This is a genomic window from Bacillus sp. LJBS17 (genome assembly GCF_019334685.1).
Lineage (GTDB): Bacteria > Bacillota > Bacilli > Bacillales > Bacillaceae > Bacillus > Bacillus subtilis.
The window spans coordinates 2,119,002-2,145,718 of the sequence record NZ_CP079759.1; the positions used below are offsets into that span (position 1 = coordinate 2,119,002).

General features: G+C 41.2%; 26 protein-coding genes and 1 riboswitch. Of the genes, 9 read left to right on the forward strand and 17 right to left on the reverse strand.

All coding sequences use genetic code 11. The features are described from left to right. The first annotated feature begins 39 nt into the window (after positions 1–39). Positions 40–942 carry a glutamate biosynthesis transcriptional regulator GltC gene (gltC, locus tag KXZ66_RS10705; protein ID WP_004399246.1) on the forward strand — a complete coding sequence of 301 codons (903 nt, stop codon included), beginning with the start codon at positions 40–42 and terminating at the stop codon, positions 940–942. 50 nt (positions 943–992) lie between these two features. Here gltC and proB read toward each other — a convergent pair whose 3' ends face one another. From proB to KXZ66_RS10725, 4 genes are all read right to left on the reverse strand, one after another. Then, positions 993–2,108 carry a glutamate 5-kinase gene (gene proB, locus KXZ66_RS10710; protein ID WP_041849903.1) on the reverse strand — a complete coding sequence of 372 codons (1,116 nt, stop codon included), beginning with the start codon at positions 2,106–2,108 and terminating at the stop codon, positions 993–995. Further along, complete coding sequence (gene proC, locus KXZ66_RS10715; RefSeq protein ID WP_010886524.1) at positions 2,105–2,998, reverse strand: pyrroline-5-carboxylate reductase; 894 nt, start codon at positions 2,996–2,998, stop codon at positions 2,105–2,107. The genes proB and proC overlap by 4 nt, the downstream gene beginning before the upstream one ends. 147 nt (positions 2,999–3,145) lie before the next feature. Then, the gene (gene rtp / locus KXZ66_RS10720; RefSeq protein WP_041849904.1) at positions 3,146–3,514 is read right to left on the reverse strand and encodes a replication termination protein; all 369 of its coding nucleotides are present in this window, start codon (positions 3,512–3,514) and stop codon (positions 3,146–3,148) included. A 299-nt stretch (positions 3,515–3,813) separates the two neighbouring features. Beyond that, positions 3,814–4,530, reverse strand: coding sequence for a 3-ketoacyl-ACP reductase (locus KXZ66_RS10725; RefSeq protein WP_015483302.1), 717 nt, complete (start codon positions 4,528–4,530; stop codon positions 3,814–3,816). A 150-nt stretch (positions 4,531–4,680) separates the two neighbouring features. On the opposite strand from KXZ66_RS10725, the gene KXZ66_RS10730 reads away from it, so the two are divergent. From KXZ66_RS10730 to KXZ66_RS10740, 3 genes are all read left to right on the forward strand, one after another. Further along, on the forward strand, positions 4,681–4,989 hold the full coding sequence (locus KXZ66_RS10730) for a DUF948 domain-containing protein (RefSeq protein WP_038829988.1): 309 nt from the start codon (positions 4,681–4,683) through the stop codon (positions 4,987–4,989). Positions 4,990–5,055: 66 nt separating this feature from the next. Then, positions 5,056–5,826 carry a hypothetical protein gene (locus KXZ66_RS10735; RefSeq protein WP_072174314.1) on the forward strand — a complete coding sequence of 257 codons (771 nt, stop codon included), beginning with the start codon at positions 5,056–5,058 and terminating at the stop codon, positions 5,824–5,826. Positions 5,827–5,869: 43 nt separating this feature from the next. Further along, on the forward strand, positions 5,870–6,403 hold the full coding sequence (locus KXZ66_RS10740) for a GNAT family N-acetyltransferase (protein ID WP_072174313.1): 534 nt from the start codon (positions 5,870–5,872) through the stop codon (positions 6,401–6,403). A 140-nt stretch (positions 6,404–6,543) separates the two neighbouring features. Here the strand turns inward: KXZ66_RS10740 and KXZ66_RS10745 are convergent, their stop codons facing one another. From KXZ66_RS10745 to KXZ66_RS10775, 7 genes are all read right to left on the reverse strand, one after another. Continuing rightward, complete coding sequence (locus KXZ66_RS10745; protein ID WP_128740378.1) at positions 6,544–7,536, reverse strand: ABC transporter permease; 993 nt, start codon at positions 7,534–7,536, stop codon at positions 6,544–6,546. Then, entirely contained in the window at positions 7,530–8,276 is a 747-nt protein-coding gene (locus tag KXZ66_RS10750) for an ABC transporter permease (RefSeq protein ID WP_041849908.1), read from the reverse strand. Before KXZ66_RS10750 ends, KXZ66_RS10745 begins: the two co-directional genes overlap by 7 nt. 9 nt (positions 8,277–8,285) lie before the next feature. Beyond that, positions 8,286–9,224 carry an ABC transporter ATP-binding protein gene (locus tag KXZ66_RS10755; protein WP_041849909.1) on the reverse strand — a complete coding sequence of 313 codons (939 nt, stop codon included), beginning with the start codon at positions 9,222–9,224 and terminating at the stop codon, positions 8,286–8,288. 15 nt (positions 9,225–9,239) lie between these two features. Next, the gene (locus tag KXZ66_RS10760; protein ID WP_041849910.1) at positions 9,240–9,791 is read right to left on the reverse strand and encodes a MarR family winged helix-turn-helix transcriptional regulator; all 552 of its coding nucleotides are present in this window, start codon (positions 9,789–9,791) and stop codon (positions 9,240–9,242) included. 395 nt (positions 9,792–10,186) lie between these two features. After that, a complete protein-coding gene (locus KXZ66_RS10765) occupies positions 10,187–11,431 on the reverse strand; it encodes an MFS transporter (RefSeq protein ID WP_049141143.1) in 1,245 nt (414 codons plus the stop codon). Between the two features lie 96 nt (positions 11,432–11,527). Continuing rightward, complete coding sequence (locus KXZ66_RS10770; RefSeq protein ID WP_032725875.1) at positions 11,528–12,991, reverse strand: FGGY-family carbohydrate kinase; 1,464 nt, start codon at positions 12,989–12,991, stop codon at positions 11,528–11,530. 17 nt (positions 12,992–13,008) lie between these two features. Then, complete coding sequence (locus KXZ66_RS10775; protein WP_151870204.1) at positions 13,009–14,031, reverse strand: 2-hydroxyacid dehydrogenase; 1,023 nt, start codon at positions 14,029–14,031, stop codon at positions 13,009–13,011. 96 nt (positions 14,032–14,127) lie between these two features. Continuing rightward, positions 14,128–14,219: riboswitch (SAM riboswitch) on the reverse strand. 147 nt (positions 14,220–14,366) lie between these two features. Here KXZ66_RS10775 and KXZ66_RS10780 point away from each other — a divergent pair. Together KXZ66_RS10780 and KXZ66_RS10785 are read left to right on the forward strand one after the other, a co-directional pair. Then, positions 14,367–16,409: a molybdopterin oxidoreductase family protein gene (locus KXZ66_RS10780; protein ID WP_151870203.1), complete on the forward strand. Its 2,043-nt coding sequence runs from the start codon at positions 14,367–14,369 to the stop codon at positions 16,407–16,409. A 67-nt stretch (positions 16,410–16,476) separates the two neighbouring features. Continuing rightward, a complete protein-coding gene (locus KXZ66_RS10785; protein ID WP_038829983.1) occupies positions 16,477–16,797 on the forward strand; it encodes a hypothetical protein in 321 nt (106 codons plus the stop codon). A gap of 77 nt (positions 16,798–16,874) precedes the next feature. Here the strand turns inward: KXZ66_RS10785 and KXZ66_RS10790 are convergent, their stop codons facing one another. The 5 genes from KXZ66_RS10790 to KXZ66_RS22575 form a co-directional block, all read right to left on the reverse strand. Next, entirely contained in the window at positions 16,875–18,329 is a 1,455-nt protein-coding gene (locus tag KXZ66_RS10790; RefSeq protein ID WP_374045768.1) for a sugar porter family MFS transporter, read from the reverse strand. Positions 18,330–18,368: 39 nt separating this feature from the next. Next, on the reverse strand, positions 18,369–19,535 hold the full coding sequence (locus KXZ66_RS10795; protein WP_151870202.1) for a Gfo/Idh/MocA family protein: 1,167 nt from the start codon (positions 19,533–19,535) through the stop codon (positions 18,369–18,371). Positions 19,536–19,552: 17 nt separating this feature from the next. Continuing rightward, the gene (locus KXZ66_RS10800) at positions 19,553–20,482 is read right to left on the reverse strand and encodes a sugar phosphate isomerase/epimerase family protein (protein WP_151870201.1); all 930 of its coding nucleotides are present in this window, start codon (positions 20,480–20,482) and stop codon (positions 19,553–19,555) included. Positions 20,483–20,963: 481 nt separating this feature from the next. Continuing rightward, the gene (locus KXZ66_RS10805; RefSeq protein ID WP_038829997.1) at positions 20,964–21,959 is read right to left on the reverse strand and encodes a LacI family DNA-binding transcriptional regulator; all 996 of its coding nucleotides are present in this window, start codon (positions 21,957–21,959) and stop codon (positions 20,964–20,966) included. Positions 21,960–22,276: 317 nt separating this feature from the next. Further along, on the reverse strand, positions 22,277–22,402 hold the full coding sequence (locus KXZ66_RS22575; protein WP_257475318.1) for a hypothetical protein: 126 nt from the start codon (positions 22,400–22,402) through the stop codon (positions 22,277–22,279). 248 nt (positions 22,403–22,650) lie between these two features. Here KXZ66_RS22575 and KXZ66_RS10815 point away from each other — a divergent pair, with 248 nt between their 5' ends. Next, positions 22,651–22,773 (forward strand): hypothetical protein, encoded by a 123-nt coding sequence (locus KXZ66_RS10815; RefSeq protein WP_003241887.1) that lies wholly within the window; start codon positions 22,651–22,653, stop codon positions 22,771–22,773. A 43-nt stretch (positions 22,774–22,816) separates the two neighbouring features. After that, positions 22,817–23,110 (forward strand): YozQ family protein, encoded by a 294-nt coding sequence (locus KXZ66_RS10820; protein WP_014477001.1) that lies wholly within the window; start codon positions 22,817–22,819, stop codon positions 23,108–23,110. A 115-nt stretch (positions 23,111–23,225) separates the two neighbouring features. Here KXZ66_RS10820 and KXZ66_RS10825 read toward each other — a convergent pair whose 3' ends face one another. Then, complete coding sequence (locus KXZ66_RS10825; RefSeq protein WP_072175719.1) at positions 23,226–24,911, reverse strand: methyl-accepting chemotaxis protein; 1,686 nt, start codon at positions 24,909–24,911, stop codon at positions 23,226–23,228. Positions 24,912–25,245: 334 nt separating this feature from the next. Between KXZ66_RS10825 and hpaB the strand changes: the two genes are divergently transcribed. Next, positions 25,246–26,697, forward strand: a complete 1,452-nt coding sequence (gene hpaB, locus KXZ66_RS10830; protein WP_015714054.1) for a 4-hydroxyphenylacetate 3-monooxygenase, oxygenase component — start codon at positions 25,246–25,248, stop codon at positions 26,695–26,697. Positions 26,698–26,717 lie beyond the last annotated feature (20 nt).

Here is a 26,717-nt window from a genome sequence, read left to right on the forward strand (position 1 = left end):
AAAGAATCTCAAAATGAGATAGATGGATGTGAGACAAACATGGAGCTGCGCCAACTGCGTTATTTCATGGAGGTGGCTGAAAGAGAACACGTTTCAGAAGCCGCTGATCATTTGCATGTGGCCCAATCAGCAATCAGCAGACAAATTGCCAATCTTGAAGAAGAATTAAATGTGACCTTATTTGAGCGTGAAGGGAGAAATATCAAACTCACGCCAATCGGAAAAGAATTTTTGATTCATGTGAAAACGGCGATGAAAGCCATTGATTATGCGAAAGAGCAAATTGATGAGTATCTTGACCCGCATCGCGGAACGGTAAAGATCGGCTTTCCTACAAGCCTCGCCAGCCAGCTTTTGCCGACTGTCATTTCAGCGTTTAAAGAAGAATATCCGCACGTCGAATTTTTGCTGCGCCAAGGCTCCTATAAGTTTCTGATTGAAGCTGTCAGAAACCGCGATATTGATCTGGCCTTATTAGGACCGGTGCCGACGAATTTCTCTGACATAACGGGAAAAATATTATTTACTGAAAAAATTTACGCGCTTGTTCCATTAAATCATCCGCTTGCTAAACAAAAAACGGTTCATTTAATCGATTTGCGCAACGACCAATTTGTATTGTTCCCGGAAGGATTTGTACTTAGAGAGATGGCAATCGATACTTGCAAACAAGCAGGCTTTGCTCCTCTCGTTTCCACGGAGGGTGAGGATTTGGATGCTATCAAAGGGTTAGTGTCCGCAGGAATGGGCGTTACCCTTCTGCCTGAAAGTACTTTTGCTGAAACAACACCTCGTTTTACTGTGAAAATTCCAATTGAGTTCCCTCAAGTAAAACGGACTGTCGGAATCATTAAACCGAAAAATAGAGAGCTTGCGCCTTCCGCGAATGATTTTTATGAGTTTGTCATTCAATTTTTCTCTAAGCTGGAGCAGTATCAATAAAAAAATGAACCCGAGCTTCTATATAGAAGCTTCGGGTTTTTTTCTGCAAATTAATTTACAGGTAAAGAAAAATCCACATGGCAAACAAAGGCTTCTTGATCAATTAGAGCTCTGTTTGTCAGTTCCTTTTTCTTTTCCGGTTCTTGAAGCTGTACAGAAGAGTAATTGACGATTCCAAGGCCGATTTCCGTCCCTTTTGAATCCATCAGCCGAACAACTGAACCGCTTTTGAATTTCCCTTTAATCTTCTGTACACCGTCCAGGTATAAACTCGATTGGCCGTTTGTTATTTTTCGTGAACAGTCATCTGATAAAAACATTTCACCTTCCGGACCGGAATTAAAAGCGATCCATTTCTCCTTTTGATTCAACGGAAGCGTTCCTTCTGCTTCAAAATAGGTGCCTTCCGCCTGTTCATGAACGGCGTGATATAAAATATCGCCAGCATCTGCCTGACCAAGGAAACCTTTAATGCCAGACGCCATTACGATTTTAAACGCATCAAGCTTAGAGCGCATGCCGCCGGTGCCAACGATGCTTCCAGTGTCACCTGCGAATGCTTCGATGTCAGGTGTTATTTCACTCACCCGCTGTATCCTTTTCGCTTCTGGATTTGTGCGCGGATTGCCGTCATATAATCCGTCTATATCTGATAAAATCACAAGCATATCTGCATCAATCAATCCTGCGACTTTTGCCGCGAGTGTATCATTGTCGCCAAACTTGAGCCGATTGACGGTAACTGTATCATTTTCGTTTATGATCGGGATGATGCCGCGCTCGAGCAGTACATTCATTGTATTCCTGACATTGTTGTATCGATATTCATCAGAAAAATCGCTTCTCGTAATTAAAATTTGGGATGCGACATAGCCGTGTGCCAAGAACAGCTTTGAATAAGCCTCCATCAGCAATCCCTGGCCGATTGAAGCTGATGCTTGTTTTTCTGGAAGCTTCTCGGGCCTTTGGATAAATCCGAGCTTCCGATATCCCGCCGCCACTGCGCCTGAGGAAACCAAAATTACTTCATAACCGGCGTCTTTGAGTTTGACGATCTGGTCGACCAGCGCTTCTAATTTTCGAATGCTGATTTCTCCATGAAGGCTTGTTAATGAACTGCTGCCAATCTTCACAACGACTCTTTTCATGCTTGTATCAGGCGTCACTTTATCACTCCTGATAGCGGCGCTGCAGTTTTTTCGATATCTTCGCTGATTTCCTTTGAACGCTTAGCCGCATGCTTTATTGCTTGAGAAATCGCTTCTCCGCCGCCGCTCTTTTTCAAGGCTTGCAGCCCCGCTGCTGTCGTTCCGTTCGGTGACGTGATATTATCTCTTAAGATCTCAGGATGTTCTCCTGTTTCCATGAGCATTTTTGCGGCACCTAAAAGTGTCTGTGCGCCGATGCTTCGAGATAACTGTTTATCGAGGCCCGCTTCCTCGCCTGTCTTTTCAATGAATTCCATTAAATAATAAAAATACGCGGGTCCGCTGCCTGCAATTCCGGTGAATATATCCATTTGATTTTCTTGGATTGTATAGACTTCGCCCATGCATCCGAGCAATGCTTCGGCCAGCTTCTTCAGGTCTTCCGACACATATTTGCCAAGGGCAATAGCTGTTGCAGAAGCGCCAATCATACTGGAAGTGTTGGGCATCACTCTGACAACCGGCTGTTCATTAAGCAATGATTGTTCAATAAAAGAGGTGGTTATGCCGGCAAGGACCGACAATATTAATTGATGGGGTTGAATACGTGATTTTAGTGATGACAGAGCGTTTTCGGCGTCTTTTGGCTTCATTGCCAAAATGAGCACATCCATGTCTTCAATACATAGTTGGTTCGGCAAGGCGCCTTTAATGCCATATTGAAGTTCAAGTTCAGTTAATCGCTCTGTATTGCTGCGGTTTGTAACGCAGATGTTTTGTTTCGGGATTTTGTTGGCACGAACGATACCTGATATCATTCCTTCCGCCATAGATCCTGCTCCTATAAAGGCAACTTTCTTTTGATCAAAGATCGGTAACATCTCCTTTGTTCGCTTTTTTGTTCGCATTTTCACACGTTTAAAATGTTACCACGTGAGGAAATGATGTCAAGTTTGAAGGTCATCATTGATTTGTATTGTTTCTTTTCGACAAATATGTATAATGAAAAGCAGAAAACACCCGGTTCACACTGCTGCGCCGGGTGTTTGTTTCTATTAAAAATTATCTGAGAGAGCTTTTTCAATCAGTTTTTTACAGCGATCCAGCTCTATCTTCAGCTGTTTTTTATATAGCTTGGCAGCTTCGTAATCTTTAAATTGATAGAGGACGACTTCCTGGAGCTTAGCCCCTTCTTTTTTTACTTTAATTTGTTTTAATATCCCGTCATCAAGAAGCTCATGCAAAGACCGGTATACTTCTGTATGATTTGGTTTAAAACCAATCTCTTTAAATTCAGACCGAAGTACTTCAAGCAGCTTTAACCCATAGAGTCTCTCTTGCTCTGTCATCGTTATCATATAAAGCTTCAAAAATGCGCGCTGTTTCACTAAAAAGCCTGTTGAACTCCTTTTTTCTTCTTTCATCATATGCACTCCTTCTTCTGTCACTGACAACACTATGTACTAAATATTCAATTTTCTTTTATTGTTTTCCTTCTTTATATTAAAGACTGATAGTCCAGTCATTTCATGTTTACTGATTATAGGTGTAGCGGAAAAAATAAATTTCAACTGAACATTTGGTACATAGTTTTCTTAGTTCTATTATAGCCTGCATTTACTGCTATCTTCAATTTAAACGATTGCCAGGGTTTACATATCTCATTTTACCGGTACTGATTTCATTCAAATAAAAAAACCTGTCGAAAGACAGGTTTTCATTTTTAAGGATTTGTTGACCATAATCCCGCTGTTTTGATGAAAATACGAGGATCTAATTTCAATTGTGCCACCATGTACTCAGCAAGATCCTCAGGCTGCATAACTTTTTCAGGATTACCGTCTGTTAAGTTCAATTCGATAGACATATCACTAGCGACAGTGCTCGGCGTTAACGCGCTGACTCTGATATTATGTTTTCTCACTTCTTGCATAAGAGACTCTGTTAACCCGAGAACGGCAAATTTAGAAGCGCTGTAAGCACTTGTTACAGCAGCTCCTCTTTGACCCGCTGTAGACGAAATATTAATGATGTCTCCGGCTTTGCGTTCGATCATTTCCGGAAGCACCGCGCGCGTGACATGGTACACACCCATTAGGTTGACTTGAATAATATTTTCCCACTCATCGGCTGACAGATCTAAGAAACCGCCAAATTTGCTGATGCCGGCATTATTAATGAGAATATCGATATCACCGAGCTGTTCCTTCACTTGAGCTACAGCTTGGTTAACCTGATCGGCATCTTTTACATCTGCAGCAGCAAATGCAGCTTTTACACCAAGCGCTTTGACTTCTTCAGCCACTTTTTCTACATTAGCGGAAGTCCGGCCAATTAACCCGATATTCACGCCTTCTTTGGCAAGCGCCAAAGCAGTAGCGCGGCCAATTCCTCTGCCTCCGCCTGTGATTAGTGCAGTTTTATGTTGTAAATTTTGCAATTGAAGCACCCTTTCTTTGTTTACATATGTACGATATCACATTATAAGTACAATACATCCAATACGCAAATCAAACGAACTGTGTAAATATCATTTCTTCTGATTAAAAAAACGGATACAGGGTAATGACATAAGAAAAGGAGTGAACATATGATTATAGTTTATATCAGTCTTGCAGTATTAGCAGTTTCTATTATCTTCTTAGGAGTTAACGTGATTCAAAACAAGAAAAAAATGGACCCTGCACTAAAGGAGCTTTCCTCTGTTACGCAGGCTATGCAAAAACAAATCGAAGGATTAAAAACAGAAACAGAGCTGCTGACGCAAAAACAAAAGAAGATTCAGCAGGATGTCCAAATAAAAAAATACATGTTTCAGCAGACCGCAGCTGAAGTGAAAAAAGTTCCTAAAGCTGTTAAAGAGGTGTGGCAGGCTGGTCATTTAAATAGCAGGTCATGATGAATGATATCCCGTTGTTTCGATCAGAATGGACAATGGGATATCATTTTTTGAGGAGGCTTTCGCATGATTGTAAACCACAGTTGCTTAAAGGAGTTCGCAGAAAAACTACATTCTCTTCCCTCTTCACTTACAAAGTCGGATTTATTTATTTCTCCATTTCATCTCCATCAAGAAAATGAACTTGACATCTACTATTCACCTCATAATGAATATATCAATCGGACTGCTACGATTGTGATTGCCGGGATCACGCCGGGTTTTTCCCAGATGAAAACAGCGTACGAAACAGCAGTCGAAAGTCTGCGGCAAGGCCGCACTCTTGAGCAAATGGCGGTAGATACAAAAATAGCAGCGGGTTTCTCCGGGTCGATGAGACATAACCTTATCACCATGCTGGATTTATGCGGGCTGTCGCAAGCTTTTGGCATTCAAAGCGCCGCAAAGCTTTTTGGAGAATTACGGCATATGCTCCATACAACTTCCGTTATTAAATATCCTGTCTTTATCCAGCAAAAAAACTATACCGGATACAAACCGGCTATCACTCATTCTCCTACCCTAAGCACCTATGCTTTTGGGCACTTCCCTGCGGAGCTTAATCATGTGACGGGACCAGCACTTCTCATTCCGTTAGGAAAAGCGGCCGAAACAGTGTGTGAAACATTGATCAGACAGCACAGCCTCCAGAATTTGATTTGCCTTAACGGCTTTCCCCATCCATCAGGCGCGAACGGCCATCGTTTGAAACAATTCAGCAAAAACAAAGAGCAACTAGAAACACAAATTCGTTCCTTTGCTGCATTGGTTGATTTCGCTATAGAAAAGAGGAAATAAAAGGGATATGATAAACAAAAACACAAACGTGGGGAGTGGTTGAATGTTTCCTATATTAGAAACGGATCGGCTTATACTTAGGCAAATCACAGATCAGGACGCGGAAGGCATTTTTGCTTGTTTCTCAAACGATGAGGTGACACGCTATTATGGGCTTGAAAACATGGAATCTATAGAACAGGCCATTTCAATGATTCAAACGTTTGCTGCCCTCTATCAAGAAAAACGCGGTATACGGTGGGGAATTGAAAGACGGGACACTAAAGAACTGATCGGAACAATAGGCTTTCACGCTCTGGCCCAAAAGCATAGGCGCGCGGAAATCGGTTATGAAATCATCCCGGAGCATTGGCGAAACGGTTTTGCATCAGAAGTCATTTCAAAGGTCGTATCTTACGGATTTTCTGCCCTTGGACTGTCGCGTATTGGCGCAGTTGTATTTACTGCTAATGATGCATCAAATCGTCTGCTTCTAAAAATGGGGTTTCAAAAAGAAGGTGTTTTAAGACAGTACATGTATCAAAATGGTACTCCATATGATACAAATGTGTATTCTATTGTAAAACCAAGAGAATGACGGCATTCTCTTGGTCTGTGCAACATCCCTTTTCCTTTAAAATGTCCGATTCATGACCTGCATCAGCTATGACGTTTTGATTCTTGATCAATCCCTACAAGATTTTCATCTCTTAAAACAATGCTAATAACTTTTTTCCCCTATTCATAAATCCCTTTATTGGTTCTTCTTCTTGTGATAAAATCCCCAAGGAAACAAAACGCAGCCGACCACATCAAAATATAAATAACCTGAGTTTTGTATTCCCACATTGAATTCCCCATTTCTACCCCGTGAATGAAAGTCATATACGCTTTTTGTGGCAGTATCGCACAAAGGGCATTTAATATTGGATGATGTGGAGCAAAAGAAATAAAACAGCCTGACAATACACACGTGATCACACTGATACCACTCGTCATCAAACTGATGTTTCGATCCATCACAGAAGCCATAAAGATAGCGAATGCTGTTGCAAGCACTGTAAGAACACCCAGTAACCCAGCAAGAATATTTAAACGGAAACCAATTTCAGCATGAAAGAGTACATTTGTAATTAGGATGGCCAAGTAAGTGGGTATGTATAAACATAAAAAAGTAAAGATAAACTGAACCAACAAATATTTCCCCACATGCACGGGAGACACTAAAATCCTTTTGAAGGTTTTGAGCATCCGGTCTTCTGGATATAACGCAGCTAATGCCACACCTTGCATCAATACAAGCATCATGATAAAGCCTAATATATTCGTTCCCGTTCCCCGTTCAGTCCTTAATTCATCCTCTCCCCGGTAGCTGCCTGGCATTTCTCCAGTCTCAAAAAATTGCTGAATCATTTTTTGATCCGCTTTACTTTTCAACGTGGTTACTTTGTAATCAAGTTGATTTTTTTCTACAATGGCTGCATATTTCCCTAACATCAGATCAGAAAACTTCGGCTTCTGATCTACCGTTACCACTCTAAATGCAGAATCACTCGGCAAATGATGAACTTCGTCCAGTTCTGTAACAAAAGCGATTGTTTCTTTGAAAACCGGCTTCCCGGAAAACATAATCGCAACGCCAATCATCAGAGGGATAATGATTAATGCAATGATAATAATGTCTTTTTTGGTCAGGATTCGCTCCCACCTGTTTTGGAATAAACTCAGCATATATATCCCTCCGGCTTAAATACAACATGAGAAACGGCAATACAAATGATTGAAGCCAATATTAGTCCTGACATAACAGGCTGCAGCATACTGAAATCATGATCATAAATGAGACGAAATGAACATTCTGTTACCCATTTAATCGGAGAAAGAATCGATATCTGATTGACGGTATCTCCAAATCTATGAATTCCGAAAAATACGCCACCAAAGAAAACAAAAAAAGCTATCGGAATTTGCATAATCCCATTCGCCTGTTCTTCATTCTTGAACAAACTGCAGAACATTGTGCCTAAACAGCAACCGAAAAATAAAAATACATACAATAAAAGCATGAAATACGTAAGATATTGTCCTCCAAAGTTCAAATGAAAAATCGTTTGGGCTATCAACACATTCATGCTGTACATAATGACACTGAATATAAAGGTTGATAGTAATTTAGAAAGATAAATACTAGTTGTCGAAACCGGCGCATACACAATACGAAGGTTCGCTTTCTTCACCTTTTCCTCCATAAACGTATTAGAGGTCGTCATAGCAATCAGAGCTGCAGTGAAAATCATCATATTCACTCCGTAATAATCATAAGAACTTACCCCGCCTGCTCCAAAGCTGCTTTTCGTAACAAAGCCCATGACCAGAATGAGAACGAAAGGAAAGGCCGTATTGGCTATTACAAGAACCGGATTCCTTAAAATATTCATAAAATCAAATGTTATCAATTTTAACAAACTCATTTTGCTCTCCTAATCTCTTAAATTTCTTCCCGTCAGCTCTAAAAATACCGTTTCTAACGATGCCTCTTTTTTGTTCATGTTTAGGATGCTGCAGCCTTGGGCACTCAATTCTAATATGATTTCACTCAGGTGATCTTGGTTCTTTTGAACGGTAACATTTAGTTGATGGTCAGAGAAATCAACTCCTGTCACTCCTATGATTTCTCTAATCGAGTTTTTATTTAATCGCTGAACATGCGCCAGTTGAAAAGCGTATGTTATTTCTTTATTGACTTCTCTGTACAGCTCTTCTTTTGTTCCATTGGCAATAATTCTTCCTTCATTCATGATCATAATACGATCTGAAATCGCCTCGACTTCTTCCATATAATGTGTAGAGTAAATGATGCTTGCGCCTTTTGTTTTCAGCTCTTTTATCGATTCCAAAATGTGATGCCGGGATTGCGGATCGATTCCTACCGTGGGCTCATCCATGATAATCAGTTTCGGCTGATGGGCAATGGCGCACGCAATGTTTAATCTTCTTTTCATCCCGCCTGAAAACGTCTTTGGCTTGTCATCTTTCCGTTCATATAGCTGTACGAGCTCCAAAGCCTCTTTGACTCGGGCTTTCAGTTCTTCTCCTTTAAGAGAATAAAGACTGGCAAAAAAACGAACATTTTTCTCAGCTGAAATCTCCTCATAAATCGCGATATCTTGAGGCACAATCCCGATGCCTTTCTTCATTTCCTTTGACCCTTTTTTCACACTATGGCCCAATATCGAAACGTTTCCGGAACTGGCCGACAATACTCCTGATAAAATATGAATGGTTGTGCTTTTTCCTGCACCATTTGGACCTAGTAAGCCAAGCACTTCCCCCTCTCTCAATTCGAACGAAATCCCATCTACTGCCGTTTTGTTTTCATACTGCATTTTCAAGTTTTCTACTATTGCTACGTTGTTCATAGTTGGTTCTCCTTTTTACTTTCTCCGTTTTGCGAATTCCTGCAATAAATTTGTTTTCAAATTGTCTCGATTTTGTTCAATGTCAAAATCAGCAGCGTCTTCTTCAAAACCATCCTGTTCTTCTCCATCAAAACTGTACAGTTTCTTCAATAAAATCCACAATGTTTCCAGCTCTTCCGTCGAAAAGCCTTTAAATAGATCGGCCATAAAATACACCGCTTTTTCACCGCATTCCTCCATGACACGCTTTCCTGAATCAGTAATCTTCACATTAACTGCACGCTTGTCGTGTTTACTTGGTACAGTGATGACATAACCTCTTTTTTCAATACCGCTGACAAGTCTGTTGATGTTTTGTTTTGAAGTGCCTAATTTTTTTGCAATGTTGTTGAATGTCGTTTCCTCTTCCGGTAAATGCAGTATGGCAACCATCGTCATAAATTGCCTCGACGTTAAGCTTTCATAATAATCGTCTCCGCGTGATTGGATTTTGTTTAATGTGGAAAAAAGTGTAGCGTAAGACTGTTGCATTAAAAATAAATCTTTCAGTTCCTTAGAATAATCCACAATGTTCCCTCCTTGAATAGACAACTTATTGTCTATTCATCATAACATTTCTCACTGTATTGTCAATATGTTGTCTATTTTTCTTTAGAATCCCTCGATAATTCATAGAATAGTAATATACTGATCGATTCAGAAAGAGATAATGTTGATGGCTCGTCAACGAGAATTCAATGAAGAATAAAGCGTTATGAATCTGTTTTGAGAGAACATTCGGGCGAGTTAAGACGTGAAATTAACGTGGAACAAACGGTTCAGACTTATATTCTGTTTCTTATCGGCTGACTGTGATGGTGAAATCCCGTCCAGATCAATCATTTTTGCGTCATTCCGTATCGGAAATCCTTACATTGCTGAACAAATGATAAAAAGCGCCCCGGAAATTGGGCGCTTTCTAATTAAGATGCATATTGAGGAGATGATTCCTCCTTAACTGCTTTTTCCTCAGGTATATGAATACATTTTGTCAAGACCGCACTTGCAAGGTAAAGGACCGCAAAGATCCAGACGACACCTTGCGCGCCGACGAGACCGATGAACAGCCAAGCGAGTGCAGGGCCGACAAACGCTGATAAACCTGCAGCCAAATTCAATACAGACATGGCTGCCCCTTTATCTTTTCCTGCCACCGTCGGCACAATTGCACCAATCGGCACATAGCCTGCCAGCAAACCGCCCCAAATAAAGCCGATCACGCTGACAACCGCTAAGCTCCCGCCGGAGAAAACAGGTGCGTAGTATAATAAGAGGGTGAAAATGCCGCAGCCGACTCCGCCGAACCAAATAACAGTATTTTTCCAGCCGAATTTATCGCCGACAATACCAAAGATAAGGTTAAACACAATGTTCCCCAGAAAAATCGTTCCCCAAATTTGCAGCCACACATTGGTTGAAATTCCATGCTGGGCCATGTGCATCGGCAAAAAGACTGGAAAACCATATGTACCAATGCTGTTGATGATTCTGATGATTCCGCCTGTAAGCACGCGCGGATTTGTAAATAAAATCGTAACCCCTTTTAAAAGCTCCTCGGCTGTTTCTGATCTTTTTCTTTTCTTCTTTACAAAACGGTCTTTATTGATAAACAATGCAAAGAATGCACCGAGACATACCCAGAAAATAGAGCTCCAAAGCGTATTCAAATAACCGAACGCTTTGATCGCGTAGCTTGAGTACCAAGCGCCGAACACAAACATGCCGAGGCAATATGCTATCCAAAACCAGCCGACAGCAGTGCTCAGTTTGCTTTGCGGTGTTCTGTAAATGACCCATGTCAAGAAAGAATAAGCAAAAAGCGGGTAACCTAACCCTTTTACGAAGTAAGTCACATACATCACAGGCAGGTTCAGCTGTTCAAATCCAAATACGATAAAAGCAGCTGTACCGATCACATAAAACAACAGCCCCATAAACATCGTTCGTTTTGCGCCAAATGCTTCGAGACATACACCCGAAAACCAGGAAGCTATGGCAAGCGCAATTCCGTATATACTAAAAATAGAAGCGGACTGCTGAACGGTGAGCCCGTTTTCGATCAAAAAAGGACTGAGCCAGCCTTGTTCAAGACCATCTCCCATCATAAACAAAACAACCCCTAAAAATCCCCAGGCAAGCCGCTTCGGTATTCCTATTTTATCCAACATATCTGTCTCCTCCTTAGATGCTTATATCCATTACCGTATTACCTTATTAAAGTTGAAAATTAAATGATCCCTCAAAACAGCAAAAATGCTGCCGCCTTAAATCAATACTTTGCTTTCTGAACCTGAAAAAAAGCGCTGTGTTTGCTTCCATTTCTCATATAAAGCCAATTCTGTCTGACAGTCCTTCGGTTCAATCACCCGGACATTTGCTGACATCTCCTCCGTTAATTGAAAGGTTTCATTGCAAATGACTGCAGCACCAACCACAGATGCCTGATGATATCCCTCTTGGACATAGACCTTTTTTTGAAGAAGATCCGCGATATATTGAGTGAGCGCTTTGCTTTGGAATCCCCCTCCGCACACCCAAACATAGTCACGTTCAAACGGAGTAACCTCTGTTAAAATGTCAAAGTTCCATTTAATTGAAAATGCGATCTCTTCTAGCGCTGCACGTACAAAATGTGCCCTCTTTAAATGTGCTGACAGCGGGGCATCAAAAAGAAAACCGCCTCTCGTTAACGCATTCTTTTCAGCCGATAAATAAGAGCCGAGAGCCGCTACACATGCATGGTCTTCTTTTGCAAGTGCAGAAATCTCCTCCTCCATTACTTCGTACGTTTCATTCGGATAAAAAATCTGTTTTAATTTTTGATAATTCAAGCCGGTAATTCCCGGATTTGTTTCCACAAGCCAATGCCCTTGATCCGTATGACAGTTCAGCCAGGCTTTATGTTTTGTGTCGCCATGATCCGCAGTAATTTTGGTTATTGGCGTTGTTGTCCCTGATACAATGACAATGTCCTCAAGTCCAGCTCCGGTGCTTTTGACAGCTAGCTGTGTATCCCCGCCCCCTGCTATAACCTTAGCATTTATTGAAAGGCCTAATTCGGATGCATATTCATTTGCTATCGTTCCAATTGCTGTTCCCGCTCTTACAAGAGGCGGGAGGATAGATGGAGAAAAGCCGAATATGTCGCACATCTCTTCTGACCAAGTGTTTTGCTTCACATCAAACAGCAGGGTTTCTGTTGCCTGTGATGGTTCATATGTTAATATTCCGCTCAGTTGGTACGTCACCCAATCACTGATGCTAGTAAAGCTTGCAGTCTTTTCCCATAAAGAGGGCTGGCGCTGTTTTAATCCATAAAGCTTGAGCGCGGAAAAAAGTGCGGTTGGCAGGCGGCCTGTGCGGCTGTATATCTCTTCCCGATCGGGAATGCTCGCCTCCCACTCTCGACCGCGGTTATCGATGTTCGGCAGCCCGAGAAAAGAATCGCCGTTTTGATCGATCAGAACAATTCCCTGCCTTTGACTCGTCGATGTCAAACCAATGATGTCAATATCACACGAACGGGATAGCACACGTTTTGCCAAATTCATCACCTGCTTCCACAGCACCTGAGGAGAAAAATAACGGCTGTCCGGGTAAAGCGTCTCTGTGGAATACACGATGTCCTCCCGTTCAACTGTTAAAACACTGCCGGTTACACTCACGACCGCTACCCTCGCATTGCCTGTGCCAATATCAAAAACGAGATAGCCTTTTTGTTTTTTCATTCTGTTAGCCTCCTTTCTTATACCCCTGTTTTCAGTTCGTCCTTGTTATACATTGTCAGAATATTAAGAGTTTTTTCACCCTTCCACTTTTTGAGGGCTTTATTCAGTATCGTCACGTGATGATCCTCCACTTCAAATGTTGCTCCAGCGAGATGCGGTGTTGCCAGAACATTAGGCAATGAAATCAATTCATAATCTGATTCCTCTGGAGGTTCATGATAAAAAACGTCTAATATCGCACCTCTGATTTTGTGTTCTTTTAATACAGATAAAAGATCTTCACGGTTTACAACAACTGCTCTTGAAGTATTGACGAAAATCGCACTCTGTTTCATCAGATCAAAATACTTCCGATCAATAAGTCCAAGTGTTTCCTCAGTACGAGGCAGATGGACAGAAACGATATCACTGTCTGAAAACACCGTTTTAAGAGATACTTTTTCATACAGCGGATGATCGTCTTGAATGAATGGATCGTAATACTTTATTTTACAGTCAAACGCAGTCAGCAGTTTTGCAATCCTTTGACCAACCGCCCCGAACCCAATCATGCCAACCGTTTTTCCTGTTAATTCATTTCCTTTAAATTTGACATAAGCCTGCAGGTAATCACTGTTCCACTTTCCATCCTTCAGCCATTGATTCGAGGCGCTGGTATGGCGCAGAAAGGAAATCACATTTCCAATAAACATTTCAGCAACGGCTTGTGCATTCCGCCCTGGTGTATAAAAAACAGGTATGCCTCTTTTTGAGGCAGCTGCCACATCCACATTGGAGGGCATTCCCCTGCAAACACCGACAAATGAAAGTTCGGGAACAGAAGCAAATACGCTGTCTGTTACCTGATCAAGCTCAGTAATCAAGCCTGTCGCATTTGTTGCTTTTAGCAGCTGAATAAGTTCATCCTCCCGATATGCCCGGCCTTGTTCCTTCCATGATTGATAAGCAACTGAGTCAAACAAGTTTTCTAGCTCTTTTCGTCCTTCTTCGTTGTACGGTGCTGTAACCAAAACCGTCATGGTGCAAAACATCCTTTTCATCGTATTTTTTCATAAAAAAAATCTCTTTCCGCAGATGGAAAGAGATTCATATATAGGCGCGCTCTGTTACAGGCAGACGCCGGTATAAACCTTGCTTTCCTATCTTTCAAGCTGACGCTTGCTGGAATTGGCACAATAATGTTGCCGAGGTTTCATAGGGCCAGTCCCTCCACCTCTCTGGATAGAAAATGTTGAGTATGTAATTTTCAGAATGAAGAATACGTTTATCATAAAGAAGTCTCAGATTGATGTCAATCTCTTTTTTCAGAATTGACGTTATCATCCGAAATGTTATAATTCTTACAAAATATCTAACTAGAGAGAGGAACTGGGCCATGAAATCTTTTGCCACACAACAAAACGGCATTTTCAAATCCGTTTGCTCGCTGGACTGCCCGGATCAGTGCGGATTGTTAATACATAAAAAAGACGGGAAAATCGTAAAAATGCAAGGAGACCCTGATCATCCTGTCACAGCCGGAAACATATGCAACAAAGTCCGGAATATGACGGAGCGCATATATGATGAAAAGCGGCTGACTACACCGCTCAAACGAACAGGTGCGAAAGGCCAAGCGATATTTGAACCGATTTCCTGGGAAGAGGCAATCGATACGATCACCTCCCGCTGGAAACAGCTGATTGATGCAGAGGGAGCTGAAAGCATACTTCCTTACAGCTTTTACGGAAATATGGGGAAATTGACAGCTGAAGGAATGGACCGTCGCTTTTTTTACCGCATGGGGTCAAGCCAGCTTGAACGGACGATTTGCAGCAAAGCGGGATCTGAAGGCTATAAATATACAATGGGCATAAGCGCGGGAATCGATCCTGAGGAAACCGTTCATACAAAACTATTTATTTTTTGGGGAATCAACGCGGTCAGCACAAATATGCACCAAATTACGATCGCCCAAAAAGCGCGAAAACAAGGTGCCAAAATTGTCGTGATCGATGTGCATAAAAATCAAACAGGACGTCTTGCAGATTGGTTTATCCCAATAAAACCGGGAACCGACAGTGCACTTGCTCTTGGCATCATGCACATTTTATTTAAAGAAAACCTTCATGATGAAGCATTTCTGTCCGAGTACACGGTTGGCTATGAAGAGCTCCGTGAACACGTGAAACAATATGATCCTGAAAAGGTATCGACGATCACCGGTGTCAGTACCGAAGATATTTACCGACTGGCAAAAATGTACGGGGAAACCTCCCCTTCTTTTATCAGAATCGGAAACGGACCCCAGCATCACGATAACGGCGGGATGATTGTAAGGACGATTGCCTGTCTTCCGGCGATCACCGGCCAATGGCTGCACACAGGGGGCGGCGCAATTAAGCATAACAGCGGAATTTTAGAATATAACACAAATGCCTTGCAGCGGCCCGACTTATTGAAAGGGCGCACCCCGAGGTCGTTTAATATGAATCAGCTTGGCAGGGTGCTTTTGGAAACAGACCCGCCGATTCGCTCTCTATTTATTTACGGAACGAACCCTGCCGTCGTCGCGCCCGAAGCAAACAAAGTCAGACAGGGCTTGCTGCGGGAAGACTTGTTTACTGTGGTTCATGATTTGTTTTTAACGGAAACGGCTGCATATGCGGACATTGTACTGCCTGCAACATCCGCTTTTGAAAATACTGATTTTTACACCTCCTACTGGCACCATTACATTCAGCTTCAGCAGCCGGTGATTGAGAGATATGGGGAAAGCAAGTCTAACACTGAGGTTTTCCGATTACTTGCTGAAGCCATGGGATTCACAGACCAGGAGCTTAAAGATTCAGATGAAGAATTAATCCGCCAGGCGCTTGACCATCCAGATAATCCACATTTGGCAGAGATTGATTACGATGCACTTGCTAAGCATTCATTTATGAAAGCGAAACGCGAAACGCGACTGTTTCCGGGCGAACTTCCAACGCCAAGCGGAAAAATAGAATTATATTCAGAACAAATGAAACAAGACGGCTTCCCTGCTTTACCGACATATACACCTCTTGTAACCGATAATGAACATCCGTTTATGTATGTTCCGGGGCCAAACCATAATTTCTTAAACTCAACATTTTCCAATAATGAAAAACACATCAAGCTTGAAAAGACGCCAAAGCTCTTTATCAACACAAAAGATGCTAAAGAGCACGGAATCGTTGATGGGGCACCTGTACGAATTTGGAACAGCCGGGGAGAATGCCAGCTGACCGCTGCAGTTGGAGAACAAGTGCTGCCAGGTGTCGTTGTCAGCCAAGGATTATGGGCGGATGAACAAGGAAAAAAACAGCTTGTAAACGCGCTAACCCCAGACCGATTGTCCGATATGGGCGGCGGCGCCACCTTTTTTTCAGGACGCGTGCAGATTGAAAAGGTTTGAAAAAATAATGAAACCCCTAGTATGCCAAGCCCGTATAACATAACATCGACATAATGGAGGCATACACATGGACGTTTTTTTAGGAATCGGTGTTGCTTTGGCTGGTTATTTTATCGGTGAAGGCTTAAAGCAGATGAACCATCCAAAAGCATATGAAAAAAGTGATACCTTGCTTATAAAAGAACGAGATATTTACTTTTACATCGGACATTTTTTAGGAATAACGACAACTGAGGCAAAACAGTTAGCCGGAGACATGACAGACCTGCCTTACATTAAAATCAACGGGAAAAAGTATGTGCAAAAACAAAGTTTAATAGAATGGATATTTGCATTAGTCAAAAAGCAACAGGATGAAGTTAGTATTAAGAAAAACGGGATTTGCTAGTTGTTTAATGGAAAACATTTGAAAGTAAAGGCTTGCTTCAAAAGCAACGCCTTTTTAATCATAATAAAAGAGAGCGTTTACATATTTATTTCTCCTTTGCCCGATGATGCTTTTCGAACACCTTGATTGCTTCTAAAGTCGTTTTCAAGCTCTTCTAGAGTACGACCTTTTGTTTCCGGCAGATACTTTTTCACGTAAAGAATCGCAGAAGCCCCCAGAACAACGAAGACGAAGAACGTTGACGACATCCCCAATTGATCTAGTAACACAGGAAACGTTAAGCCGATAAGAAAATTCATCATCCAAAGGAAAAACACTGAAATCCCCATTCCGAGCCCTCGCAATCTGAGCGGGAATATTTCTGAAATCATGAGCCACGTAACCACGGATACCGCTGACTGCTGAAAAGCCAGGAACGTAATTGTCAGGCCAATCACGATAAACGGCAGCACGGGAGTTCCTTGAAGTGTGATGGAACAAATCGCTATAAGCAAAATAGAAGCTGTTGTGCCTGCAAGTCCTGTAAGGAGAAGAGGCCGCCTCCCGACTTTACCTACAATCCAGATGCCGAATGTACAGGCTATCACTGAAATAACGCCATTTCCAATGTTTGCGACAAGTGCTGCGTCTCTGGCAAAACCAGCTTTCTGCAAAATTTGCGTGCCATAGAACATAATGGAGTTAACACCGGTTATTTGCTGCACTACAGCGATTCCTATTCCAAGACCTACAAGTCGGCGAATCCATGGGATTGACAAGTCTTTCAGTGTCGCCCGATTTATTTCAGTCTCTCGATTGATTGAAGCTTTGATTTCAGTCAGCTCAGCTTTGGCACAATTTTCTTCCCTTACATACTTAAGAACTCTGAACGCCTCCCCCACCTTCCCTTTCGATGCCAGCCAGCGCGGGCTCTCTGGTACAATAAGCATCCCGAACCACAGAAAAATGGCCGGCAGTGTTGCCAAGATAAGCATAAATCGCCAAACGTGCGCATATTCACCCATTGATGTACCAATGACTGCATTACATGTAAATGCAAGAAGCTGACCTAAAATAATCATCAGATCGTTCTGAGTAATTGTTTTGCCCCGCTGTTCCGCTGGCGACATTTCAGCTAAAAAGGCCGGTACCGTGACAGATGCTGCCCCTACTGCAAGACCAAGTAAACTTCGGCAGATTATCATAACAGATGTGTTTGGTGCGAACGAACAACCAATCGTAGCAATTAAAAACAAGAAAGCTAGATTTAAGATGGTTTTCCGCCTGCCAATACGATCTGCTAACCGTCCTCCAGCCAGGGAGCCAAATGCGGCTCCGAAAAGGAGGGAACTTGTGATGAGACCTTCGGTGAAGGGAGTTAGATCAAGCTGATCTCTTTGTGCCATAAAAGGCAACGCTCCATTGATTACTCCAGTGTCATAACCAAAGAGAAGGCCTCCGAATGTAGAAATGATGGTAATCTTGCGGAAAAATTTTTTATGTTTACACGAGGTATTTCCGCCTGCAGTATCCATTTTTTCACGCTGGTCCATTTTTCTCCTCCTTTTAAAAGGACTTACAATCGCTACATGTTATTGATAGTCCACCCATACTGCGCCTTTATCCGCGGATCGAACGCAGTTTTCCACCCAGCGTACACCTCCCACACCCGCTTCAATTCCTGGATACCACATGTGCTCCAATTCTTTCCCTCGATCAGCAGCTTCCATAGCAACAGCGAATCGGGAATAAAGATTCGACCACGCTTCAAATAGACCTTCTGGATGGCCGCCTCCAATACGGTCATCTTGTAATGCTTCTGGGTATAAATATCCCATTCCGCGCTCTAAAATCTGTACAGGTTTTCCCTGTATTTCAAAACGCAGCTGGTTAGGCTGTTCATCCCACCATTCAATACTTGCTTTGGAACCGATCACACGAATTTTCTGGCCATGCATTGATCCGGCATTTACACATGAAGACCACGCCGTGCCGACCGCCCCATTATCGTATTCCATAATCGTATAAGCATTATCTTCAAGAGGCGCTCTGCTTTTTACAAAGCTCTGGCGAGTACATAACAGTTTGTTTATTTTCAGTTCCGGAATCATGATTTCCGATAAAAATAACGGATGAGTTCCTAAATCTCCTAACACGTAGCTCGGACCGGCAAATTTCGGGTCTACACGCCATTTCGTGCTTGGATTATTCATTTCTACAGGATCTGAGTGAAAACCATGTGCAAATTGCATATTAATAATTCTGATGTCACCCAACTCTCCATTTGCGATCATCTGGCGCGCCTGTTCAATCATTTGATGCCCAGAATAACCATATGTAATGCCGACAACTCTGTTCTTTTTCTTTGCCAAATTCTCAAGCTCTTTTGCTTCTTCAAACGTGAAACAAAGAGGCTTTTCACATACAACATGCAAACCGACATTCAGGGCCGCCTTACAAATTTCATAATGAGTGCCGTTTGGAGTTGCGATAGAAACAGCTTCAATACCGTCTTCTCGTTTTGCTTCTTCTTCAAACATTTGCTGGAAATCCAAGTAGCAGCGTTCCGGAGTAACATGAAGATTCATCCCAAAATCTTTTCCCCGTTCCGGATTGATGTCAAATGCCCCTGCAACCAACTGAAAGTGATGATCACGCAAGGCAGCCGAGCGATGAATGTATCCAATTTGACTTCCCCGGCCGCCTCCTACCATTGCCCAGCGTATCGGTCTATCTACCTTTTTTTCACCATTAATCATTTTTGATTCCTCCCTCACTAGTAACCAACATTTTTTAAATAGGCAAGGCTTTGACTGACATCTCTTAAACTAGTATCAGAGTTTCTCGGATCACGTTCTTGCTCAATCGTAATATAGCCGTAATAGTGAATGTCTTTTAGCAACTTGTAAATCGCTTCATAATCAATAATTCCTTGGCCTATCGGACACATGACTCCCTTTGCGCAAGCATCAAAAAAGCGGATATGCTCACCCATTACTTGTTGATAAACATGTTCATCAATGTCTTTAAAATGGATATAGTCTACACGGTCCGCATAGTCCCGCAGCCATTGTTCCGGATCCATCTTTGAATAATATAAATGTCCTGTATCAAGACAAAGCCCCGCAATATCGTATGGTATATCTTTTAGTAATTGCTGAATCTCATCCTCGAATTCAATATATCCCCCTGCATGAGGATGGATGACGGCTCGTACGCCATATTGCTTCCACGCCCGTTCCGCAATTGTCCGAATATGAGACATCATACGGTTCCATTCCTTTTTAGATAACCGTTTCGCTTGATCAGGACGCCCCGCCTTATAATCTCTTTCGTCATGCCCCCAGTCAATCAGGACCAAATAAGGAGGTGAAAAGCGAAAGCGCTCCTCTTTATCCTGAAAAGAGAAAGGTAGTTTTGTAATCAGAGAACAAATCTCATCAACTTGCTCCAGCAAATTTCCTAAGTGCGACTCTGATACTAAATCATCAAAAATCGTACCGGCAATAATGGATAAATTGTTTTTCAAAAGCTCTGCTTGGACACGTTCGATATCCATCGGAATATAGCCGTATGGACCTAACTCAATCCCTTTATAACCAGCTTGTGATGCTTCTTGCAGCACTCTCTCCCATGGAGGAAGATAAGGATTTTTCGGATCGTCAACGCCCCAGCAGCACGGCGCGCCAGCAATGTGAATACTCATCCAAGACACCTCTAATCAAATGAATTATGAATCGCAACCAAAAAATAAAGCGTTTTCTTTTAACTGGATTTAAAAGTACGTTCATTTCGGTTCTCCGAGTTGATCTTCTCTTCTTAATCGTGCACTTTATCTAAAACCGGAAACAAATCATATAAAGCGCTTTACACTCCGTTTTTAAAAGCAAATAGATTTCTTTTTTACTAATTATATCCCTGCATATAGAAAGCGCTTTATATTTTGTGAGTTGATTGTATAATATTCAATATATTTTGTAAACGTTTTTTTGAAATTCCTTTCAGAAAATAATCAACAATATACCAATATATATACACCTTCCACTTTAAAAAAGGATATTCCGACCTCTCAATGTTGTTTTTTGAGTGTTTCTTGCTTCCCTTTTGTCATTCTATGGTGAAACACAAAAAAGCAGCGGGGACTTTCCAGCTGCTAAACAAATATTATTGATTTGAAACACACGTCTTTAATGAAAACGGCTTGTTGATTTTCGGACAATTAATTTCGGCAATACTAAAATTTTTTGTTTTTCAGAGGCTTTTCCTTCTATTTCATCAATTAGTAAATCCACTGCCTGTGAACACATGCTTTGCACAGGCACTTCAACTGTTGTCAAAGGGGGATCACTACTTTTTGATATCAGTGTATTATCAAAGCCTGTGATAGAAAGTTCTTCAGGAACCAACACATGTTCCTCCCTTGCTGCAAGGAGCGCACCAATTGCTAAGATATCATTACAACAAATCATAGCTGTGGGCGGATTTGAAGATTGTAATAATGAAGAGGCCAAAGACTGTGCAGACTCGGCCGTTGAATCTGTTACAACAATCAGATCTTCGTGAATATCAAGATCAGACTCTTGTAATGCCTGTGAATATCCGCGAATTCGTTCTCTGCTGCTTGCATTGTCTTCTGCAATCACCGCAATCCTTGAGTGGCCAAGCGAAATTAAATATGCTGTTAATTCATACCCTCCCAAGAAATTATCAACTGTAACCGTTGTAAGAGATGAGTATGGCTGTGATTCCGAAAGAAGGATAACAGGAATGTTATCGCTGATTAACTCATGAATAACCTGTTTATTCCTAAACCCCCCAGCTAAAATAAACCCGTCAACACGCTTCTGCCTTAATAATGAGACGTATCTCTCTTCCTTCTCTGACTTGAAATCCGTACTGCAAATGACGACATTGAATCCATATTCGTGTGCCCGATCCTCTACTCTCCGTGCCATTTCTGCAATCAGAGGATTAGCTATGTCCGGTAAAAGAAATCCTATTGTCGAAGTCCGTTTCCCTGTTAATGCTGAAGCGAGCACACTTGGTTTATAATTCAGCTCTTGCATGGCATCTAGCACTTTTTGTTTCGATTTCATCCCGACCGGCTGATGATTGATCACTTTTGAAACTGTTGAAATGGACACGCCGGCTTTTTCTGCAACATCGTAGATTGTAGTTTTCATTTTGCTAAAAACCTCTTTCTCCATACAAGTAACCAGCTAAAAAATGCACGATTTGGAAAGCGCTCTATATAGGCTATTGTAAAGATAACTGTGAAGATTTCAATAATCTTTTTTAACTTTATGAAGCATTGCAATATCTTGTCCAGCCCCTATCTAACCCATTAACGGATAAAGACACATTAAGCAAATAATATCGCTGCTAATCCTCTCAATCAAAACACCATTTTCTATTTTAAGTAAACTTGCAAAGATACATGACGATTGACGTAAGACCAAACGGTGTTTTCAATTTTGAGGTTCTGGCTGAATGTTTCGATTCATACCTGTTTTGAGTGTAATAAAGCAGACAGCTGCGCTGAGTTAAGCTCAACTTCTTCAATCTGTTCGTTTTTTTGAAACACAAATACAACCTTTATCGAATCTCCATTTTTCACCAGACTCATCTCCCATATCTCCCCTTTATGATAAGAAAGAATGTTACTCACCTTAACAAATTTGTTCCCAGTTCTATACAGCCTCTTCATATACGCAATGTACTAACAAAAGGTTTCAAAAATCAAATGCACGCCTGGCATAACTGGCTCTTTTCCTAATGGGGAAGAGTCAACGAAAAAAAGCGAATGAATACCTGCCTAACAGACAGAATAAGAAGAGTTGATATTTCAACACTTTTCGTAAAGGGGTGAAACCAATGAGTAAGAAAGGCATTCAAAATTCAAGTATTGAACAAATAAGAAATGACCATGAGACTGAAACAGCTTTTAAAGCAGATGATCCTAAAAAACATGGTTCTGATCCTAAAAGAACGAAATAAGTTCTTACCCCCACTAAAATATCAATAATCTGGAGGAAGTAAAGTGACTCAAAAAAACGGTGCAGACAGACCTGATGATTATAAAAGATTTTCTTCATTAGACAAGGAATATGATTTTCAGCAATCTATAAGCAGCAATACTGAGACAGAAAGTGTAAACACTGAAACACAAACTCATAACAAAGAAAACAAAAATGACACAACAGATGTAGCCGGGAAATACTTTGAGCCCTCAGATTATAAAGGAAGCACGCAATTGGAAAAAGGATTGGCTGAAACTCATGAACAGGTGAGCGATGACTATTTTGAAGGAACGATCGATCAAAATTTGGACTAGCCATACAAACGGAGCTAACTTAAAAGAAGTCAGTTAGCTCCGTTTGTAGAAACAACCACAGTAAAAGTAGCCAACCCCCACCGAATAAGATGGGGGTTGCACGTAAGTAGCCTGTTTAATATTTAAAACGATTAATGACGGTTTGAAGCTCTTCTGCCAACTGAGATAGAGATTCTGCGGCATAGGAGATTTCCTCCATTGAATGTAGCTGTTCCTCTGATGATTTTGCAACCGCTTCTGTATTTGCTGACGTTTCTTTTGTACCAGCAGCCAATGTATGAACTGTGTGCTGAATCACTTCAACGCCTGAAGTAAGCTGTTGAGTTGCTGCTGCAACTTCTTGTATTTGAGAAGTGACCTGTTCCACCAGGTTCAGTATTTCATTGAAATTTCCTGTTGTCTCTTGAGAAAGAACAATACCTGAGCTCACATTTTCTTGAACAACTTTAATATTATTTACCGTTTCTATCGATTCGTTTTGGATGGTCGCTACCACCGATTGGATGTGGTTTGCTGATTTATTTGTTTCATCCGCTAATTTCCGAACTTCTTCAGCCACCACGGCAAATCCTTTTCCTTGCTCTCCGGCTCTGGCCGCCTCGATCGCTGCGTTTAGGGCCAGCAAATTGGTCTGCTCTGAAATCGTCGTGATAAGCGAGGAAATATCACTGATTTCTGCTGTGCTCGCTACCAATGCCTGTAATCCATTGCCGGCTGAATCTACAGATTTATCAATGAATTTCATCTGATCTAACATCTTGTTGACGGACTTAGAGCCTATTTCAGCCTTGTCTCTCATCGAAGAAGAAAGATCCGCTATGTTCCCTGTATTTGAAGCAACAGATGATATACTGTCTAATAATTCAGTAATGAATTCCGCACTCTTTTCTGTCATTGAGCTTTGTTTCACATTGCTTTCGGCAGCCATCTGCATGGCTCGGGAAATATGTTCAGATGTTGATTTTGATTCTTCTGCGCTTGCCGATAATTCTTCGGAGGAAGCGGCGACTTGTTCAGATGAACTGCTGATCTGCTTCACAATTTGAGATAATGAATGAGTAAAAGAATTAAAAGATTTGGCAAGCTGGCCAAATTCATCTTTATTTTTCACTATGACTTTTTTGGTTAAATCAGCCTCGCCATGAGCAATTTCCTCCAGCTGCTTATTTATGCTTCTTAGTGGCACCATAATGGACTTTAACAGCATTATGCTTAGAACAATGCCTAACATTACTGATATCCCTGTGACAATGATAATGAGCGATTGACTCATTTTCCCATTGCCCCGTATTTCATCCTTTAGATCCTCTACCTCTTGATCCAGGCGATCAGACAGCTTATTGACAGCCGGATCTACGACTTCTTTTCTTAATGTTCTTTCTTCTCCAAAATGGATGGTTTCTGCTTTTTTAGGATTTGAAGAGTAGGCTGTTACTACCTGCTGATTCAAAGCTCTATACTGAGTAAAACTTGTCTTAATGTCTTCAATATTGGATTGATACTTCTCTTCATCAATCAAGTCATTAACCCGGTCAAGGCTCTTTAAGACATCGTCTGCTTTTTCCTTCATACCCTCGTCGTATTCTTTGTCTCCGGTAATCAAGAAGCCTCTTTCATCATTTGATAACCCGGTCAATTCATATTGGATGTGTTTTATCTCTTTTTGGAATTCCATTTTGTCTTTAAGTTCTTCATTCTTTTTCACAGTAGAAGAAATCATAAATACTGAGGAGCCTCCAATTCCAATAATTGAAACAACTAATATTGATATAATCCCCAGCAATTTTGTTTTCACTTTCATGTGTCGTTTTCCCTTTCCGCACAATGTAATGGCTGAAATAAAATATGTTCAAGCGCGTTTGAATCCAATTCGCTTACGCTCATGTCCATAATATCGACACGTGTTATCAAGTTTTATAGTGCTATTTTCATATGAATAAGCAAATTCTTTACGGCTCTAAATCTTCAGAAAGGCTTCACGAAAAATTGACTGTCTTTTGTCGTATAAGTCACTCTTATTCTCATTTTCTATTAGGCATACAAAAAAGGCTTTTCCCACCTCAAATTGGCTGAACCGGCTGTTTTCTCGAAAATATAATACAATACGCAGCATAATATGAAGGAGCGAAACTTAAATGGGGATCATCAATGGTAAAGAATTCATTGACCGATTGAATAAACTAGAAAACGAAATATGGTATGATGGCGAAAAAATAAAGGGTAACATTTCTGAGCATCCTGCATTTAAAGGAATAATCAAAACAAAAAGCTCACTTTATGAATTGCAAACAAAGGATGAGTTAATACATGAAATGACTTATTGCCTTCCTGGAGATCATAATCGAATCGGCCTTTCCTATCTCCAGCCTAAAACCAAAAATGATTTGAAAAAAAGAAGGACCATGATTGAACATTGGGCTAGACATACTCACGGAATGATGGGGAGAAGTCCGGATTACATGAATACGGTTATGATGAGCTTTGCTTCGTCAGCGGAGCTTCTAAAAGATAAAGAGAATTGCTTTCCTGAACATATACTAGATATGTATGAACAAGCTGCTAAGCATGACCTTTCTTTTACCCATACATTCATTACTCCGCAAGTGAACCGGTCACAGTCCTATTTTGGGCTAAGTGAAAAACCGATATCTGCTAAAGTCATTGATAGAACCGAAAAAGGTTTAATGATTCATGGCGCACGACTGCTTGCAACACAAGGCGGATTGACCGATGAAATCTTGGTTTTTTCAGCGCCTAAATTTTTCTTTGAAACAGATGAAGCTTATGCTTTTTCAATCCCTTCTAATACAAAAGGCGTAAAATTCATCACAAGAGAATCATTTGTATTAAGCGACTCTTCCTTTAATCATCCCTTAAGCTCAAGGTATGAAGAAATGGATTCAATTGTGGTTTTTGATCATGTGTTAGTGCCGTGGAATCGTGTGTTTTTTTACGATAATGTGGAAGCAGCTAAAGATTTTATGACAAAAAGCTCTTTTCATGCCTTTACCTTTCACCAGGTTGTCATTAGGCAAATGATAAAAATTGAATTTCTATTAGGTGTTGCACAGCTTCTTGTCGACACCATTAATGTTTCCGAATATCAGCACATCCAAGAAAAGCTCTCAGAAATCATTGTGGGATTGGAAACAATCAAAGCCCTCATTGACAAATCGGAAAATGATGCTCAGTTAGATGAATTCGGCTATATGCGCCCCTGTTTAATTCCTCTTCAAGTCATCAGTACGATCATTCCTAAGCTATATCCTCGATTTACTGAAATCATACAATTAATTGGAGCTAGCGGAATGGTGACACTGCCTACCGAAAATGCATTTGACTCAGAGATACGGGAAGATCTTGACCAATATCTTCAAGCAACCAATACAAATGCTGAAGAACGTGTGAAAATTTTCCGTTTGGCATGGGATTTAACAATGAGTTCATTCGGAACTAGACAAACTCACTACGAAAGATATTTTTTCGGAGATCCTATTCGGATTTCAAGCAGGCTGTATACCAGTTATCCAAAGCAGGAGCAGTTGAACATGATTAAAACATTTTTACATGCAGATGCAGAACAATGAAAAAACAGCGGGAAAAGATC

Bases quoted from the DNA above. Each gene is read 5' to 3' on its own strand.
- gltC (WP_004399246.1), top strand. From the start codon at position 40: ATGGAGCTGCGCCAACTGCGTTATTTCATGGAGGTGGCTGAAAGAGAA.
- proC (WP_010886524.1), bottom strand. From the start codon at position 2,998: ATGCGAACAAAAAAGCGAACAAAGGAGATGTTACCGATCTTTGATCAA.
- rtp (WP_041849904.1), bottom strand. From the start codon at position 3,514: ATGAAAGAAGAAAAAAGGAGTTCAACAGGCTTTTTAGTGAAACAGCGC.
- KXZ66_RS10730 (WP_038829988.1), top strand. From the start codon at position 4,681: ATGATTATAGTTTATATCAGTCTTGCAGTATTAGCAGTTTCTATTATC.
- KXZ66_RS10735 (WP_072174314.1), top strand. From the start codon at position 5,056: ATGATTGTAAACCACAGTTGCTTAAAGGAGTTCGCAGAAAAACTACAT.
- KXZ66_RS10740 (WP_072174313.1), top strand. From the start codon at position 5,870: ATGTTTCCTATATTAGAAACGGATCGGCTTATACTTAGGCAAATCACA.
- KXZ66_RS10745 (WP_128740378.1), bottom strand. From the start codon at position 7,536: ATGCTGAGTTTATTCCAAAACAGGTGGGAGCGAATCCTGACCAAAAAA.
- KXZ66_RS10750 (WP_041849908.1), bottom strand. From the start codon at position 8,276: ATGAGTTTGTTAAAATTGATAACATTTGATTTTATGAATATTTTAAGG.
- KXZ66_RS10755 (WP_041849909.1), bottom strand. From the start codon at position 9,224: ATGAACAACGTAGCAATAGTAGAAAACTTGAAAATGCAGTATGAAAAC.
- KXZ66_RS10765 (WP_049141143.1), bottom strand. From the start codon at position 11,431: ATGTTGGATAAAATAGGAATACCGAAGCGGCTTGCCTGGGGATTTTTA.
- KXZ66_RS10770 (WP_032725875.1), bottom strand. From the start codon at position 12,991: ATGAAAAAACAAAAAGGCTATCTCGTTTTTGATATTGGCACAGGCAAT.
- KXZ66_RS10775 (WP_151870204.1), bottom strand. From the start codon at position 14,031: ATGAAAAGGATGTTTTGCACCATGACGGTTTTGGTTACAGCACCGTAC.
- KXZ66_RS10780 (WP_151870203.1), top strand. From the start codon at position 14,367: ATGAAATCTTTTGCCACACAACAAAACGGCATTTTCAAATCCGTTTGC.
- KXZ66_RS10785 (WP_038829983.1), top strand. From the start codon at position 16,477: ATGGACGTTTTTTTAGGAATCGGTGTTGCTTTGGCTGGTTATTTTATC.
- KXZ66_RS10790 (WP_374045768.1), bottom strand. From the start codon at position 18,329: ATGGACCAGCGTGAAAAAATGGATACTGCAGGCGGAAATACCTCGTGT.
- KXZ66_RS10795 (WP_151870202.1), bottom strand. From the start codon at position 19,535: ATGATTAATGGTGAAAAAAAGGTAGATAGACCGATACGCTGGGCAATG.
- KXZ66_RS10800 (WP_151870201.1), bottom strand. From the start codon at position 20,482: ATGAGTATTCACATTGCTGGCGCGCCGTGCTGCTGGGGCGTTGACGAT.
- KXZ66_RS10805 (WP_038829997.1), bottom strand. From the start codon at position 21,959: ATGAAAACTACAATCTACGATGTTGCAGAAAAAGCCGGCGTGTCCATT.
- KXZ66_RS22575 (WP_257475318.1), bottom strand. From the start codon at position 22,402: ATGAGTCTGGTGAAAAATGGAGATTCGATAAAGGTTGTATTTGTGTTT.
- KXZ66_RS10815 (WP_003241887.1), top strand. From the start codon at position 22,651: ATGAGTAAGAAAGGCATTCAAAATTCAAGTATTGAACAAATAAGAAAT.
- KXZ66_RS10825 (WP_072175719.1), bottom strand. From the start codon at position 24,911: ATGAAAGTGAAAACAAAATTGCTGGGGATTATATCAATATTAGTTGTT.
- hpaB (WP_015714054.1), top strand. From the start codon at position 25,246: ATGGGGATCATCAATGGTAAAGAATTCATTGACCGATTGAATAAACTA.